We start from the raw sequence: 14,600 nt of genomic DNA on the forward strand, positions 1-14,600 counted from the left end.
CTGAATGGGGCAGTCAGATCAAGATCAAAAGCAAAAGCACAGCGGCCTCCCGGCCGGCTTGAGTGTTAACAGCAAAAGCAAAAACCAGAGCGAAAACAAATCTGCTTTTCTGTGGGAGCGTGCCCGCTTTAGCTTTTGATTTTGCTGTTAACACTCAAGCCGGCCGGTAGGCCGCTGTGCTCTTGATCTGCTTTTGATCTTGATCTTAGGCACACCGAGCCTGGGCGAGGTGCCGAGTGGTGGGGCAAGAGCGTTTTGCTTACTTTTGCGCTTTTCAAAAGTGACCCGCTGTAAGAGCGGAACCAATACAAGCCATCACCCAAAAAACGGATATACACCCACCCCCCGCGTCCCCCTAGAATGCACCTCCTCCACCTCAGGCATTCGGGGCATTCATGCACATCTCATCAGGCCGTTGGGTCTACGGTTTATCCCTGGCCCTGCTGACCGCGCTGCTCTGGGGCATCCTGCCGATCAAACTCAAACAGGTCTTGCAGGTGATGGACCCCGTCACCGTCACCTGGTTTCGCCTGGTCGTCTCCGGCAGTTGCCTGTTCGTCTACCTCGCGGCAGTCAGGCGTCTGCCCAGTTGGCGTTCCCTCGGACCAAAAGGTGGCTGGCTGGTAGCAATCGCCGTGTGCGGCCTGATGGGCAACTACGTGCTCTACCTCGTGGGTCTGAAACTGCTCAGCCCCGGCACCGCACAATTGGTGGTGCAGGTGGGCCCGATCTTCCTGATGATCGCCAGTGTCTTCGTGTTCAAGGAACGCTTCAGCCTCGGCCAGGGCGTGGGCCTGTTGGTGCTGATCACCGGCTTCGGCCTGTTCTTCAACCAACGCCTGACGGAACTTCTGACCTCCCTGGGCGCTTACACCGCCGGCGTACTGACGATCCTCCTGGCCACCACCATCTGGACCTTCTACGCCCTGGGCCAGAAGCAGTTGTTGACCGTGTGGAATTCGTTGCAGGTGATGATGGTGATCTACCTGTGTTGCGCGCTCTTGCTGACACCCTGGGCGCACCCGATGGAAGCGTTGCAACTGAGCCCACTGCAAGGCTGGTTGCTGCTGGCCTGCTGCTTCAATACGCTGATTGCCTACGGCGCATTCGCCGAAGCCCTGGCCCACTGGGAAGCCTCGCGCGTCAGTGCCACCCTGGCGCTGACGCCATTGGTGACCTTCGTCGCGGTGGCTGTGGCCGCGTGGATGTGGCCCGACTATGTGCACGCCGAAGCCATCAACGCCCTGGGCTACGGCGGGGCCGTGCTGGTGGTATTGGGTTCCGCAACCGTGGCGTTGGCCCCGTCGTTGTTCGCCGGGCTCAGGGCCCGGCGTGCACGATTGGCGTCTTAGTGACCGGCTTCCAGCATGTTTTCCGGACGCACCCACTGGTCGAACTCTTCATCCGTGAGATAGCCCAGCTTGAGCGCCGCTTCCCGTAGGGTCAGCCCTTCGGCATAGGCCTTCTTGGCAATCTCGGCGGACTTGTCGTAGCCAATGTGCGGGTTCAGCGCAGTCACCAGCATCAGGCCACGCTCAAGGTGCGCGGCCATTTGCTCGGCGTCGGGTTCAAGGCCGGCGATGCAGTGCTCCTGGAAGTTGCTGCAACCGTCAGCCAGCAGGCGGATCGACTCCAGCAGGTTGTGGATGATCACCGGCTTGTACACGTTCAACTGCAAATGGCCCTGGCTGGCGGCGAAACCGATGGTCACGTCGTTGCCCAGCACCTGGCAGGCCAGCATCGACAGGGCTTCGCACTGGGTCGGGTTGACCTTGCCGGGCATGATCGAGCTGCCCGGTTCATTCGCCGGCAACTTCACTTCCGCCAACCCGGCACGCGGGCCGGAGCCCAGCAGGCGCAGGTCGTTGGCGATCTTCATCAGGGCCACGGCCAGGGTTTTGAGTGCGCCGTGCAAGGTGGTCAACGGCTCATGGCCGGACAACGCGGCAAATTTATTCGGCGCGGTGACAAACGGCAGGCCCGACAGCGCCGCCAATTCCGAGGCAATTGCCTCGCCAAAACCGTGGGGTGAGTTGAGCCCGGTGCCGACGGCAGTACCGCCCTGGGCCAGCTCACACACGGCGGGAAGGGCGCTGCGGATGGCGCGTTCTGCGTAATCCAGTTGCGCTATAAAGGCTGAAACTTCCTGGCCGAAGGTGATCGGCGTGGCGTCCATCATGTGGGTGCGGCCGGTTTTCACCAGCTTCATGTGGCGCGCCGACAGCTCTGCCAAACCGCCGGACAGTTCACGGATCGCCGGCAACAGCTTCTCGGTGACCGCCTGCACGGCGGCGATGCTCATGGCGGTGGGGAAGCAGTCATTGGAGCTCTGGGAGCGGTTCACGTGATCGTTGGGGTGAACCGGGCTCTTGCCGCCACGGGGCTTGCCCGCCAGCTCGTTGGCGCGGCCGGCGATCACTTCGTTGGCGTTCATGTTGCTCTGGGTGCCGCTGCCGGTCTGCCATACCACCAGGGGGAACTGGTCGTCGTGTTCGCCGGCGAGCACTTCGTCGGCGGCCTGTTCGATCAGCCGGGCAATGTCGGCGGGCAGGTCGCCATTGCGGTCGTTGACCCGGGCCGCAGCTTTCTTGATCAGGGCCAGGGCGTGCAACACAGCCAGGGGCATGCGCTGGTCGCCGATGGCGAAGTTCACCAGCGAGCGTTGGGTCTGCGCACCCCAGTAAGCGTCATCCGGGACTTGCACTTCTCCCAGGCTGTCGGTTTCGATACGGCTCATCGGGCACACTCCTTCAGGTTCGTTTGCGCAGTTTAGGCTGTGATCGTCCGGTGGGGTTCCCTTAAAAGACTTTTCATCGGATTCCGCCCCGCAAAACCAGGCCCCATAAGGCGTGGGGTTGAGCCGCGGCGTTTTTTAGGCGCAGAATGGGCGCCCTTGGGGTCTTACCTCGCCTGCTAGAAAAGGAAACTCGATGACTCGTCTTCGTGCCATCTGTACCGCGGTTGCTCTGGTATGTGCCAGCGGCCAGGTTTTTGCCGATACCGCCAGCCACAACGCCAGTGCCGAAGCCTTCCTTACCCTGGCCCATGCCGACAAGCTGGGTACCCCGGTGTACATGCAAGTGCAACAAATGTTCGCCCAGCGTTTCGAGCAGACCAAGGCGCCTGCTTCCAAGCAAACCGTTCTGGACACCTACCAGGCCAAGGCCAACACCGCCCTGGACCAGGCGATCGGCTGGAACAAGCTCAAGCCGGACATGATCAAGCTCTACACCAGTAACTTCAGCGAATCCGAGCTCAAGGACCTGGTTGCGTTCTACCAGTCGCCTCTGGGCAAGAAAGTCCTGGAAAAAATGCCTCAGCTGACCCAGCAATCGGCCCAGATGACCCAGGCCAAGCTGGAAAGCGCGGTACCTGTGGTGAACAAGCTGCTGGAAGACATGACCAACGAGCTGACGCCAAAAGCCCCGGCCCCGGCCAAGAAGAAGTAAACAGGAATGACCATGCAACAGCGTATCGAATCGGCACTCGTCGCCCTGAGCCCGGAACACTTGAGCGTGCTGGATGAAAGCCATATGCACAGCCGTGGGTTGCAGACCCACTTCAAGGCCGTGCTGGTCAGCCAGCAGTTCGAGGGGCTCAACCGCGTCAAGCGCCACCAGAAGGTCTATGCCACCCTGGGTGACCTGATGAGCGAATTCCATGCGTTGGCGCTGCATACCTATACGCCTGAAGAATGGGCGAAAATCGACGCAGCCCCGGCCTCGCCGACCTGCGCCGGCGGACACTGACACTGTGGCACATCAGCTTGATGTGGCGAGGGAGCTTGCTCCCGCTGGGTTGCGCAGCAGCCCTTCTGCCAATCACCGCGATCTTTCTGAAAGGTTGCAACTGCCTGGTTGGGGCCGCTGCGCAGCCCAGCGGGAGCAAGCTCCCTCGCCACAGTAAAGAGACGGTCCATAATCGTCGCCATTTTTGTTAGAATCCGCAACGCGCCGCTTAGTCGGCGCGTTTTTTTTGCATCCGGTTCACCCTTTACGAGGGTAGCCACCTGGAGAGAACACCCATGACTCAACCGATTGTCGTGGCGGCACTGTATAAGTTCGTCACCCTCGAAGATTACGTCGCCCTGCGCGAGCCACTGCTGCAGGCGATGGTCGATAACGGCATCAAGGGCACCTTGCTGATCGCCGAAGAAGGCATCAACGGCACCGTTTCCGGTAGCCGCGAAGGCATTGATGGCTTGATGGCCTGGCTCAAGAACGACCCGCGCATGGACGACATCGACCACAAAGAGTCGTACTGCGACGAGCAGCCGTTTTACCGCACCAAGGTCAAGCTCAAGAAAGAGATCGTGACCCTGGGCGTGGAAGGCGTCGACCCGAACAAAAAAGTCGGCACCTACGTCAACCCGCAGGACTGGAATGCGCTGATCAGCGACCCGGAAGTACTGCTGATCGATACCCGCAACGACTACGAAGTGTCCATCGGCACCTTCGAAGGCGCGATTGACCCGAAAACCACCAGCTTCCGCGAATTTCCCGACTACATCAAAGCCAACTTCGACCCGGCCAAGCACAAGAAAGTCGCCATGTTCTGCACCGGCGGCATTCGTTGCGAAAAAGCCTCGAGCTATATGCTCAGCGAGGGTTTCGACGAGGTGTACCACCTCAAGGGTGGCATCCTGAAGTACCTCGAAGAGGTGCCGCAGGAAGAAACCAAGTGGCAGGGCGACTGCTTTGTGTTCGACAATCGCGTCACCGTGCGCCACGACCTGAGCGAAGGCGACTACGATCAATGTCATGCCTGCCGCACACCGGTCAGCGTCGAAGACCGTGCATCCGAACACTATGTAGCCGGCATCAGTTGCCCGCATTGCTGGGATAAGCTTTCAGAGAAGACCCGTCGCAGCGCGATCGACCGGCAGAAGCAGATTGAACTGGCCAAGGCCCGCAATATGCCGCACCCGATTGGCTACAACTACAAGCAATCCCCATCCTCCGAGGCCTGAGCCATGTCCGCGCGCCTGCTCTATGTAATGGATCCGATGTGTTCATGGTGCTGGGGGTTCGCTCCAGTGGCCAAGGCGCTGGTTGAGCAGGCCCAGGCCGCAGGCGTGGAGCTGCACCTGGTGGTGGGCGGTCTGCGCACCGGCAGTGGTGCGGCGCTGGAGCCGACCACCCGACGCTACATTCTTGAGCATTGGCAGGCCGTGACTGAAGCCACCGGCCAGCCGTTCAAGCGTGAAGGCGCATTGCCTGATGGTTTTGTCTACGACACCGAGCCGGCTTGCCGTGCCGTGGTCACTGCCCGCAGCCTGGCGCCGGATTGCGCGTGGAAACTGCTGGGCCTGATCCAGCAGGCGTTCTACGTCGAAGGGCGCGACGTGACCCGCGCCGACGTGCTGGTGGAGTTGGCCGAGACGGCCGGCGTGCCGCGTATCGAATTCGCCGAAGCCTTCGACCGGGCCGATCAGCACGCGGCCACCGCGGCGGATTTCACCTGGGTTCAGGATTTGGGCATCGCCGGTTTCCCGACCTTGCTGGCGGAGCGTAATGGGCAGTTGGCGCTGCTGACCAACGGCTATCAGCCGCTGTCCGAGTTGTCGCCGCTGCTGAGTCGCTGGCTGGAGCGAGCTGCCTGTGCATGATCAGCCCGATCCCGTTGAACAACCCAAGCGCGTCGACCGGCTGACCTGGGCGGAAGTCCGCCGCCTGGCCCTGCATCACAAAAAATCCCTGTGGATCGCCAATGGCGTCGCCGTGCTGGCGACCCTGTGCAGCGTGCCGATTCCATTGCTGTTGCCGCTGCTGGTGGACGAAGTACTGCTGGGGCATGGCGATGCGGCACTGAAAGTGATGAATCACGCGTTGCCCCTGGGTTGGCAGAAGGCCGCCGGCTATATCGGCCTGATGCTGCTGGTGACCTTGCTGTTGCGTTGCGGTGCTCTGGTGTTCAACGTGTTGCAGGCGCGGTTGTTTGCGCGGCTGGCCAAGGACATTGTCTATCGCATTCGCGTACGGCTGATTGAGCGCCTCAAGCGCATTTCCCTCAGTGAATACGAAAGCCTGGGCAGCGGTACGGTGACTACGCACCTGGTCACCGACCTGGACACGGTGGACAAATTCGTCGGCGAGACCCTCAGCCGGTTCCTGGTGGCGATGCTCACGCTGGTGGGCACGTCCGGGATCCTGATGTGGATGCACTGGAAGCTGGCGCTGTTGATCCTGCTGTTCAACCCGCTGGTGATCTACGCCACCGTGCAGTTGGGCAAGCGGGTCAAGCACCTGAAGAAGCTGGAAAACGACAGCACTTCGCGCTTTACCCAGGCCCTCACCGAAACCCTCGATGCGATCCAGGAAGTGCGTGCCGGCAACCGCCAGGGCTTTTTCCTTGGGCGCCTGGGCCAGCGGGCCCAGGAAGTACGGGACTTTGCCGTCAATTCCCAGTGGAAAAGCGACGCCTCCAGCCGCGCCAGTGGCTTGCTGTTCCAGTTCGGTATCGACATCTTCCGTGCGGCGGCGATGCTGACGGTGCTGTTTTCCGACCTGTCTATCGGCCAGATGCTCGCGGTGTTCAGCTACCTGTGGTTCATGATCAGTCCGGTGGAGCAGCTGTTGAACCTGCAATACGCCTACTACGCGGCGGGCGGGGCGCTGACACGGATCAACGAACTGCTGGCCCGCGCCGACGAACCGCAATACGCGGGCGGTGCCGATCCGTTTACCGGGCGCGAGACCGTCGGCATCGAGGTGCGCGGCCTGAACTTCGGCTATGGCGAAGAGCTGGTGCTCGACCAGTTGAACCTGAACATTGCCCCGGGTGAAAAAGTCGCGATTGTCGGCGCCAGCGGCGGCGGCAAAAGTACCCTGGTGCAACTGTTGCTCGGGCTGTATACGCCGCAGGCGGGCAGCATCCGTTTTGGTGGCTTGACCCAGCAGGAAATCGGGCTGGAGACGATTCGCGAGAATGTCTCCGTGGTGCTGCAGCATCCGGCGCTGTTCAATGATACGGTGCGCGCCAACCTGACCATGGGCCGTGAACGCAGCGACCAGGCCTGCTGGCAGGCGCTGGAAATTGCCCAACTGGATGCGACTGTCAGGGCGCTGCCATTGGGCCTGGACAGTGTGGTCGGGCGCTCCGGCGTACGCTTCTCCGGCGGGCAGCGGCAGCGCCTGGCCATTGCACGGATGGTGCTGGCGGAGCCAAAAGTGGTAATACTCGACGAAGCCACCTCGGCCCTGGATGCGGCAACCGAATACAACCTGCACCAGGCGCTGGCGCGGTTTCTCAGTGGCCGTACCACCTTGATCATCGCCCACAGGCTGTCGGCGGTGAAACAGGCGGATCGGGTATTGGTGTTTGATGGTGGGCATATTGCCGAAGATGGCGACCATCAGCAGTTGATTGCTGACGGTGGCCTGTACGCCAAACTTTACGGACACTTGCAACAAGTGCGGTGATTTAGCCTACGCTGAGCTATCAGGAGCGGTTTTCACTCGCGTGCGTATTTTAGTTGTGCATGTGCAAGGGACCTCATGAAGCAAAAGCAGACTCTCGGAACCCCTCGGTTATTGGGCATTGTGTGGCCTTTTATCGCCGTCGTACTGTTCCAGGCATTGTTAGGCTGCGTCAGTCTCTACGTGCTCTCGGCGGTGCGCGGTTATGTGGCGGGCGAGAGCCTGTGGTCCAAGGGCCAGAAAGACGCGATCTTCTACCTGACGCTGTACGCCGACAACCGCGACGAAGCCACCTTCCTCAAATACCAGAACGCGATTGCCGTGCCTCAGGGAGGGCATGAACTGCGGGTGGCCCTCGACCGCCCGACCCCGGACCTGACCGCCGCGCGCGCGGGTATCCTCAAGGGCGGCAACCACCGCGACGACGTTTCCAGCCTGATCTGGCTGTACCTCAACTTTCGCCATTTCAGTTATCTGGAAAAAGCCATCGAGCTGTGGACCGTGGGCGATGCCTACCTGGTGCAACTGGACGGCCTGGCCCAGGAGATGCACCGGGCGATCCTTGTCAATCAGGTCAGCAGCAGCGACGTGCGCAGCTGGAAGGAGCGGATTTTCGCCATCAACGACGGGGTAACGCCAGCCGCCAAAGCCTTCAGCGATGCGCTGGGCGAAGGCTCTAGGGTTATTCTGCGCCTGCTGCTGGTGACCAACCTGGCCACGGCGCTGGGCTTGATCGTGCTGGCGCTGTTGCGCACCCACAAGCTGCTGGCGCAGCGTCACGCGTTTGCCGACGCGCTTCAGTTAGAGAAGGAGCGGGCGCAGATTACCCTGGAGTCGATAGGCGACGGGGTGATCACCACCGATGTCGAAGGTGCCATTGCCTATATGAACCCGGCCGCCGAAGCCCTGACCCACTGGAAAGGTGCCCAGGCCCAGGGGTTGCCGCTGGCAGCGCTGTTCAACCTGCTGGATGAAAATGCCCAGGCCGACGGTTTTACCTTGATCGAGCGCATATTGAGCGGCCAGCTTGGTGGGGGCAGCGAGCATTCCAAGCTGATCCAGCGCGTGGACGGCACCACGGTGTCCGTCACCCTGGTGGGGGCGCCGATCCGCAATGCCGGCAAAGTCGTCGGCGCGGTACTGGTGCTGCACGACATGACCCAGGAGCGTCAGTACATCGCCAACCTGTCCTGGCAGGCGACCCACGACGCCTTGACCGGCCTGGCCAACCGGCGCGAGTTTGAGTTCCGCCTGGAGCAGGTGCTGCACAACGTCGGGCGCCAGCAAAGCGGGCGCCATGCCTTGATGTTCCTCGACCTGGACCAGTTCAAGCTGGTTAACGACACCTGTGGGCATGCCGCGGGGGACGAGCTGCTGCGGCATATCTGCGCGCTGCTGCAATCGGACCTGCGCGAAGGCGACACCCTGGCCCGTCTGGGGGGCGATGAGTTCGGTATCCTGTTGGAGAATTGCCCGGCGCCGGTGGCGGAAAAAATCGCCGAGAGCCTGCGCCATACCGTGCAGAGCCTGCATTTTGTGTGGAAGGGCAGGCCGTTTGTCACCACCGTGAGTATCGGCCTGGTGCACATCACGCAAGCCCCCACCACCCTTGAAACCTCGCTGCGGGCCGCGGACATGGCGTGCTACATGGCCAAGGAAAAGGGCCGCAACCGGGTGCAGGTGTATCACGCCGATGACTCGGAATTGTCCCTGCGCTTTGGCGAGATGGCCTGGGTGCAGCGCTTGCATATGGCCCTGGAAGAGAACCGCTTTTGCCTGTACGCCCAGGAAATCGCGCCCCTCGGGCATACCGAGCAGGGCGACGGGCATATCGAAATCCTGCTGCGCCTGCATGACGAGGCGGGGCGGATCATCCTGCCGGACAGTTTTATCCCGGCGGCCGAGCGTTACGGTTTGATGACCTCCCTGGACCGCTGGGTGGTGGAGAACGTATTCAAGATCGTCGCGGGCTGCATGCGTGAGCGCCCGGGCCGGCCCATGGCCATGTGTGCGATCAATCTGTCAGGCATTACCATCGGCGACGAGGACTTTCTCGGGTTCCTGCGTGAGCAATTCAGCGCCTATGGCATTCCGCCAGAAATGATTTGTTTTGAAATTACAGAAACCAGCGCTATCGCGAATTTGGGTAGTGCAATTCGTTTTATCAACGAGCTCAAAGAGTTAGGGTGCTATTTCTCCCTCGATGACTTCTGCGCCGGGATGTCCTCGTTCGCATATCTTAAACATTTACCTGTAGACTTCTTGAAGATCGATGGAAGTTTCGTAAAGGATATGCTGGACGACCCGATTAACCGCGCTATGGTCGAAGTGATCAATCATATCGGTCATGTCATGGGTAAGCGCACAATTGCCGAATTTGTCGAGACACCCCAGATCGAACAAGCCTTGCTTGAGATCGGGGTCGACTATGCTCAGGGATACCTGATCGAGCGACCGCAGTTGTTTACCTTTGATAGTTTGCAGTGTCGACCTGTGCGACCGCAGCCTCTGTTATTCAAGGCGCCTGGCACGTTCCGATGAAACATTTGCTGGTCTGTACATATCACAAATCAAAAGGAGCCCGACAGTGATCGACACATTCAACAGAACCGGCCCGCTCATGGAAGCCTCGAGTTACCCCGCCTGGGCACAACAGCTGATCCAGGCCTGTAGCGAGAGCAAGCGCCGCGTTGTCGAACACGAACTGTACCAGCGCATGCGCGATAACAAGCTCAGTGCCAAGACCATGCGTCACTACCTGATTGGTGGCTGGCCAGTGGTTGAACAGTTTGCGTTGTACATGGCGCAGAACCTCACCAAGACCAAATTTGCCCGCCATCCTGGGGAGGACATGGCGCGCCGCTGGCTGATGCGCAATATTCGCGTGGAACTCAACCACGCCGATTATTGGGTGCATTGGGCCCGCGCCCATGGCGTCAGCCTGGAAGAATTGCAGGCACAGGAAGTGCCGCCGGAGCTGCATGCCCTCAGCCATTGGTGCTGGCACACCAGCTCGGCCGATTCGCTGATTGTCGCGATTGCCGCCACCAACTACGCCATCGAAGGGGCCACTGGGGAGTGGTCCGCCGTGGTGTGTTCCACCGGCGTCTATGCCGCGGCTTTCCCTGAGGAAGACCGCAAGCGCGCCATGAAGTGGCTGAAGATGCATGCCCAGTACGATGACGCGCACCCGTGGGAAGCGCTGGAAATCATCTGCACCCTGGCCGGCATGAACCCGACCAAGGAACTGCAGGTAGAGCTGCGTCAGGCGGTGTGCAAGAGCTACGACTACATGTACCTGTTCCTGGAACGCTGCATGCAGTTGGAAAAGTCGGCAGTCACCCCCCGTAAACAACCCACCCTGGTTGCCAGCGAAGCCTGAACCCTGTGATGGCGGGGCCGCTGTGAAGTAAAGCGGTTACCCCGCCATTGCCAGGCGGTTGCGGCCTTCGCGCTTGGCCACATACAAGGCGTTGTCCGCCCGGCGCAATACGCTCTCGGCGGACTCTCCGGCCAGCAAGGTCGAGCAACCCAGGCTCACGGTCAATTCGATACGTTCATCGTCCGCCCAGTAATCCTGGGCCTGTGCCGCATGGCGCAGGCGCTCACCGACCATCGACGCCGCATCCCGGCCGGTGTTGGACAGCAGGATCAGAAACTCTTCCCCGCCAAACCGAAACACCATGTCCACATTGCGCAACTGGCTCTTGATCGAGGCAGCAACGGCCTTGAGCACCTTGTCGCCCGTGGCATGGCCGTGGGTGTCGTTGATGTGTTTGAAGTGGTCGATGTCCAGCATCAGCAAGGACAGCGGCTGCAGGTGTCGGCGGGCCATGTCGATTTCCCGCTGCAGGGTCTGGTCCATGGCGATGCGGTTACCGGTTTCCGTCAGCGGATCGCGCAGGGCGCTGCGGGTCGCCGCCCGGTAGAGCAGGGCGTTGCGCATCGGGTAGAGCAGGGTGGCCAGCAGTGATTCCAGGTTGGCCAACTCGTCTTCCATGAAGTGTTGGTTGCGCCGAAACACTAGTTCGCCGAGGTGCTCGCCTTCGTGGCTGAGGGCGTAGCTCACCGAATGATGGCCGCGGTGGCCGTACTCCAGGCGCAGATCGCTGGCTACGTGACGGTATTGCAGGGCGTCCAGCGGCACCAGGCGTTGGATCTCGCGGAAGAACAGCGCAAGGATGTGCTCCGGCTCCAGGCTGGTTTGCAATTGCATGCCCAGTTGCTGGCGAAGTTGCTCAACCGTGGCGGGGCGTCGTGTAAGAAGGGAAGGCTGACCAAAGCCCAGGCGTTGCAATTTGGCACTGTCGAAGTCAATTGCGTTGGTCTGGGTCGGTGTTTTCATAAGTGTATGAGCCCCTAAGCACAAAACTGTCTTACAGGCTGGGTGAGAGCGTCGTACTGTTCCTTCAGTTCCGTAGGACTGACGTATAGTCTAGCCCGGTTTGCCCAAGGGTATAACTGCCGCACGTCTTATAGCCGGGGCCGCGTCGCCACGGGCCCCGGCGTGGGGCTTATTGTTTTTGCGGGTCAAACTGCTTGTCGCGGATAAACAGCGCCGGGATCACCCCGCAGATAAAATACGCGCCGCCCATCACCAGGAATCCGACGCCGATCGAGCCATGGGACGCCAGGAAGCCAATGGCTGCGGGTGCCACCGCTGCGCCAATTCGGCCAATGTTGTAGGCCCCGCCCACTGCCGAGCCGCGAAATTTCGCCTCGAAGCTTTCGGTCATGTAGGTCGCATTCACGCCGTAGGGAATGCCGTACAGGAAGCCGAACACAATCAGCATCCACAGGATGTTATCCGGGCTCTGGAACAGCACGATCACCGGCAGGAAAATCGCCGTGCCCAACGCGCCAACGGCGAACACCAGGCGTCGGCCCAGGCGGTCTGCCGCGAGCCCGGCGAGGATCTTGCCGAAAATCATCGCCGCGTAGGTACCGACCATGTAGCTGGTCATCGACTTGAAGTTCATCCCCAGCTCGCCTTCCAGGTACGACGGCATCCAGTTATTGACGCCGTAGTAGCCGAACTGCAGGAAGCCTGCGGTCAGCGCCCAGAGGACAAACATGCGGCTGGCTTTCGGGTCGCTGAAGATCAGCTTGAACATGCCGTCGGGCTTCTTCGCCGACACGCGCTTGATGCCTTCGGCCTTTTCCCGGGCGCGTTCGGCCTGGGCCTTGATCCAGGCTTGGGGCTCCGGCACCAGGCGTTGCATCAGCACGGCGAGGATCACCGGGATGATCGCTACGTAGAACAACCAGCGCCAGCCGTGGTTCGGCAGGATCCAGCCGGCGAGCAAGGTGGCGACGATGTAGCCCACCGACCAGCCGGCCTGCAGGGTGCCGAGCACGGTGGTGCGATAGCGGGTCGGCACGTATTCGGCCATCAGCGTATTGCACGCCACATACAGTGCGCCCAACCCGAGGGAGGCGAAGAAACGCGTGCTCGCGAACTGCCAATAGCTGTGGGTCATGCCCAGGATTGCCGTGCCGGCGGAGAACAGCACGATGCTCCAGACCACGGTCTTCACCCGGCCAAAACGGTCACAGGCCCACCCCCCGTAAATCCCGCCGATGGCCATCCCGGCCAGGGTGAAACTGCCCAGGCTGCCGGCTTCGACGCTGGTCAGGCCGAACTCGGCCTTGAGGCTGCTGAGGCTGTAGGACAGCAGCATCAAGTCGGCACCGTCGATCAGCAGGCCGAGGAAGCAGAAGATGAAGACAATGATCCACAGGTTGTTTTTCGCGGGCGACAACGCACCCGCCGAAGCGGCGACTTCCATAGCGATACCTTGTTGTAGTTGTTAGGGCACAAGTTATGGGTGTTGCGGTAATGCGGTTGGACCACGGTCAAAATGTGGGAGCGGGCTTGCTCGCGAATGCGGTGTGTCAGTTAATGCATCCGGTGGCTGAGGTACCGCATTCGCGAGCAAGCCCGCTCCCACATGGGTTCTGTGTTGTTCCGAAGGTTTAGTGTTTGGCCTCGCGAATCATGTTGCGGGCGATCACCAATTGCTGGATCTGCGTGGTGCCTTCATACAGCCGGAACAAGCGCACATCGCGATAGAACCGCTCGATGGCGTATTCGCTCACATACCCGGCACCGCCGTGAATCTGCACGCAACGGTCGGCCACCCGGCCGCACATTTCCGTGGCGAACATCTTCGAGCAGGACGCTTCGGTGCTGATGTTCTGGCCTTCGTCACGCTTGCGCGCAGCGTCCACCACCATGCAACGGGCGGCGTAGATCTCGGCCTTGCTGTCGGCGAGCATCGCCTGGATTAGTTGGAACTCGGCAATCGGCTGGCCGAACTGTTTGCGTTCCAGGGCGTAGTTCAGTGCATCGTTGAGCATGCGTTCGGCGGCTGCGACGCTGACGGCGGCAATGTGCAGGCGCCCCTTGTCGAGCACCTTCATCGCGGTCTTGAACCCCACGCCTTCGACGCCGCCGATCAACTGGTCGGCCGGCACGCGCACGTTGTCGAAAATCACGTCGCAGGTGTGGGCGCCTTTCTGGCCCATCTTGTGGTCACGCTTGCCCAGGGACAGGCCCGGCGTGTTGCGCTCGACGATAAACGCACTGATGCCGCCCGAGGCCTTGATGTCCGGGTTGGTGCGGGCCATCACCGTGTAGATCCCGGCGTGGGGGGCGTTGGTGATAAAGCGCTTGGTGCCGTTGATGACATAGTGGTCACCGTCGCGCACCGCCGTGGTTTTCAGCGAGGCGGCGTCGGAGCCGGAGTCCGGTTCGGTCAGGCAGAACGAGCTGAGCAACTCGCCGCTGGCCAGTTTCGGCAGGTAGTGCTGCTTCTGCGCCTCGGTGCCGTCCAGCAGGATGCCGATGGAACCGATGCCGTTGTTGGTGCCGAAGTAGGAGCGGAATGCCGGAGAGGTTCGGCCCAGTTCAAAGGCCACGTTGACCTCTTCTTCCATGGTCAGCCCGAGGCCGCCGTAGGCTTCGGGCAGGGTCAGGCCGAACAGGCCCAGCTCGCGGAACTGGCTGACGATATCCGCCGGGACGTCATCGGTCTCGGCCAGTTCGTTTTCCCGTGGGATCAGCGCTTCGTTGACGAACTGCTGGAGGGTTTCCAGCAACAGATGAAGCGTTTCGGGGTCTCGGATCATGTGCATTCCTCAGCGGCCCGTTCGGCGGGCCTGTTGTCGTCAATCTGCCGA

The 14,600-nt window shown here is 61.0% G+C and carries 12 protein-coding genes; 8 read left to right on the plus strand and 4 right to left on the minus strand.

Going from position 1 to position 14,600, the window contains the following annotated elements:
- Nucleotides 1-395 precede the first annotated feature (395 nt).
- Nucleotides 396-1,352 carry a DMT family transporter gene (locus D109_RS0106365; RefSeq protein ID WP_017476193.1) on the plus strand — a complete coding sequence of 319 codons (957 nt, stop codon included), beginning with the start codon at nucleotides 396-398 and terminating at the stop codon, nucleotides 1,350-1,352.
- On the opposite strand, the gene D109_RS0106370 is transcribed toward D109_RS0106365, so the two are convergent.
- A complete protein-coding gene (locus D109_RS0106370) occupies nucleotides 1,349-2,737 on the minus strand; it encodes a class II fumarate hydratase (protein WP_003216744.1) in 1,389 nt (462 codons plus the stop codon). The two genes, D109_RS0106365 and D109_RS0106370, sit on opposite strands and share 4 nt — an antisense overlap.
- Before the next feature lie 193 nt (nucleotides 2,738-2,930).
- Between D109_RS0106370 and D109_RS0106375 the strand changes: the two genes are divergently transcribed.
- The 7 genes from D109_RS0106375 (at nucleotide 2,931) to D109_RS0106405 (ending at nucleotide 10,800) form a co-directional block, all read left to right on the plus strand.
- Nucleotides 2,931-3,449, plus strand: a complete 519-nt coding sequence (locus tag D109_RS0106375; protein WP_017476194.1) for a DUF2059 domain-containing protein — start codon at nucleotides 2,931-2,933, stop codon at nucleotides 3,447-3,449.
- 6 nt (nucleotides 3,450-3,455) lie between these two features.
- The gene (locus tag D109_RS0106380) at nucleotides 3,456-3,749 is read left to right on the plus strand and encodes a BolA family transcriptional regulator (RefSeq protein WP_003216739.1); all 294 of its coding nucleotides are present in this window, start codon (nucleotides 3,456-3,458) and stop codon (nucleotides 3,747-3,749) included.
- Nucleotides 3,750-4,024: 275 nt separating this feature from the next.
- Nucleotides 4,025-4,969: a rhodanese-related sulfurtransferase gene (locus tag D109_RS0106385; protein ID WP_010176008.1), complete on the plus strand. Its 945-nt coding sequence runs from the start codon at nucleotides 4,025-4,027 to the stop codon at nucleotides 4,967-4,969.
- A gap of 3 nt (nucleotides 4,970-4,972) precedes the next feature.
- Entirely contained in the window at nucleotides 4,973-5,608 is a 636-nt protein-coding gene (locus D109_RS0106390; RefSeq protein ID WP_026077813.1) for a DsbA family protein, read from the plus strand.
- Entirely contained in the window at nucleotides 5,601-7,421 is a 1,821-nt protein-coding gene (locus D109_RS0106395) for an ABC transporter ATP-binding protein (protein WP_017476197.1), read from the plus strand. Before D109_RS0106390 ends, D109_RS0106395 begins: the two co-directional genes overlap by 8 nt.
- 75 nt (nucleotides 7,422-7,496) lie before the next feature.
- Entirely contained in the window at nucleotides 7,497-9,959 is a 2,463-nt protein-coding gene (locus D109_RS0106400) for an EAL domain-containing protein (RefSeq protein WP_026077814.1), read from the plus strand.
- 79 nt (nucleotides 9,960-10,038) lie between these two features.
- Nucleotides 10,039-10,800: a TenA family transcriptional regulator gene (locus tag D109_RS0106405; RefSeq protein ID WP_371103566.1), complete on the plus strand. Its 762-nt coding sequence runs from the start codon at nucleotides 10,039-10,041 to the stop codon at nucleotides 10,798-10,800.
- Nucleotides 10,801-10,836: 36 nt separating this feature from the next.
- On the opposite strand, the gene D109_RS0106410 is transcribed toward D109_RS0106405, so the two are convergent.
- From D109_RS0106410 to D109_RS0106420, 3 genes are all read right to left on the minus strand, one after another.
- On the minus strand, nucleotides 10,837-11,763 hold the full coding sequence (locus tag D109_RS0106410) for a GGDEF domain-containing protein (protein WP_017476200.1): 927 nt from the start codon (nucleotides 11,761-11,763) through the stop codon (nucleotides 10,837-10,839).
- Between the two features lie 169 nt (nucleotides 11,764-11,932).
- Nucleotides 11,933-13,207: an MFS transporter gene (locus D109_RS0106415; protein WP_017476201.1), complete on the minus strand. Its 1,275-nt coding sequence runs from the start codon at nucleotides 13,205-13,207 to the stop codon at nucleotides 11,933-11,935.
- 187 nt (nucleotides 13,208-13,394) lie between these two features.
- Nucleotides 13,395-14,549, minus strand: coding sequence for an acyl-CoA dehydrogenase family protein (locus D109_RS0106420; protein WP_017476202.1), 1,155 nt, complete (start codon nucleotides 14,547-14,549; stop codon nucleotides 13,395-13,397).
- Nucleotides 14,550-14,600: the final 51 nt, after the last annotated feature.

The organism is Pseudomonas sp. PAMC 26793 (assembly GCF_000313235.1).
Lineage (GTDB): Bacteria > Pseudomonadota > Gammaproteobacteria > Pseudomonadales > Pseudomonadaceae > Aquipseudomonas > Aquipseudomonas yamanorum.

Coding starts and splice junctions, on each gene's coding strand:
- D109_RS0106375 (WP_017476194.1), top strand. CDS start 2,931: ATGACTCGTCTTCGTGCCATCTGTACCGCGGTTGCTCTGGTATGTGCC.
- D109_RS0106415 (WP_017476201.1), bottom strand. CDS start 13,207: ATGGAAGTCGCCGCTTCGGCGGGTGCGTTGTCGCCCGCGAAAAACAAC.
- D109_RS0106420 (WP_017476202.1), bottom strand. CDS start 14,549: ATGATCCGAGACCCCGAAACGCTTCATCTGTTGCTGGAAACCCTCCAG.
- D109_RS0106390 (WP_026077813.1), top strand. CDS start 4,973: ATGTCCGCGCGCCTGCTCTATGTAATGGATCCGATGTGTTCATGGTGC.
- D109_RS0106365 (WP_017476193.1), top strand. CDS start 396: ATGCACATCTCATCAGGCCGTTGGGTCTACGGTTTATCCCTGGCCCTG.
- D109_RS0106400 (WP_026077814.1), top strand. CDS start 7,497: ATGAAGCAAAAGCAGACTCTCGGAACCCCTCGGTTATTGGGCATTGTG.
- D109_RS0106405 (WP_371103566.1), top strand. CDS start 10,039: ATGGAAGCCTCGAGTTACCCCGCCTGGGCACAACAGCTGATCCAGGCC.
- D109_RS0106410 (WP_017476200.1), bottom strand. CDS start 11,763: ATGAAAACACCGACCCAGACCAACGCAATTGACTTCGACAGTGCCAAA.
- D109_RS0106370 (WP_003216744.1), bottom strand. CDS start 2,737: ATGAGCCGTATCGAAACCGACAGCCTGGGAGAAGTGCAAGTCCCGGAT.
- D109_RS0106385 (WP_010176008.1), top strand. CDS start 4,025: ATGACTCAACCGATTGTCGTGGCGGCACTGTATAAGTTCGTCACCCTC.
- D109_RS0106380 (WP_003216739.1), top strand. CDS start 3,456: ATGACCATGCAACAGCGTATCGAATCGGCACTCGTCGCCCTGAGCCCG.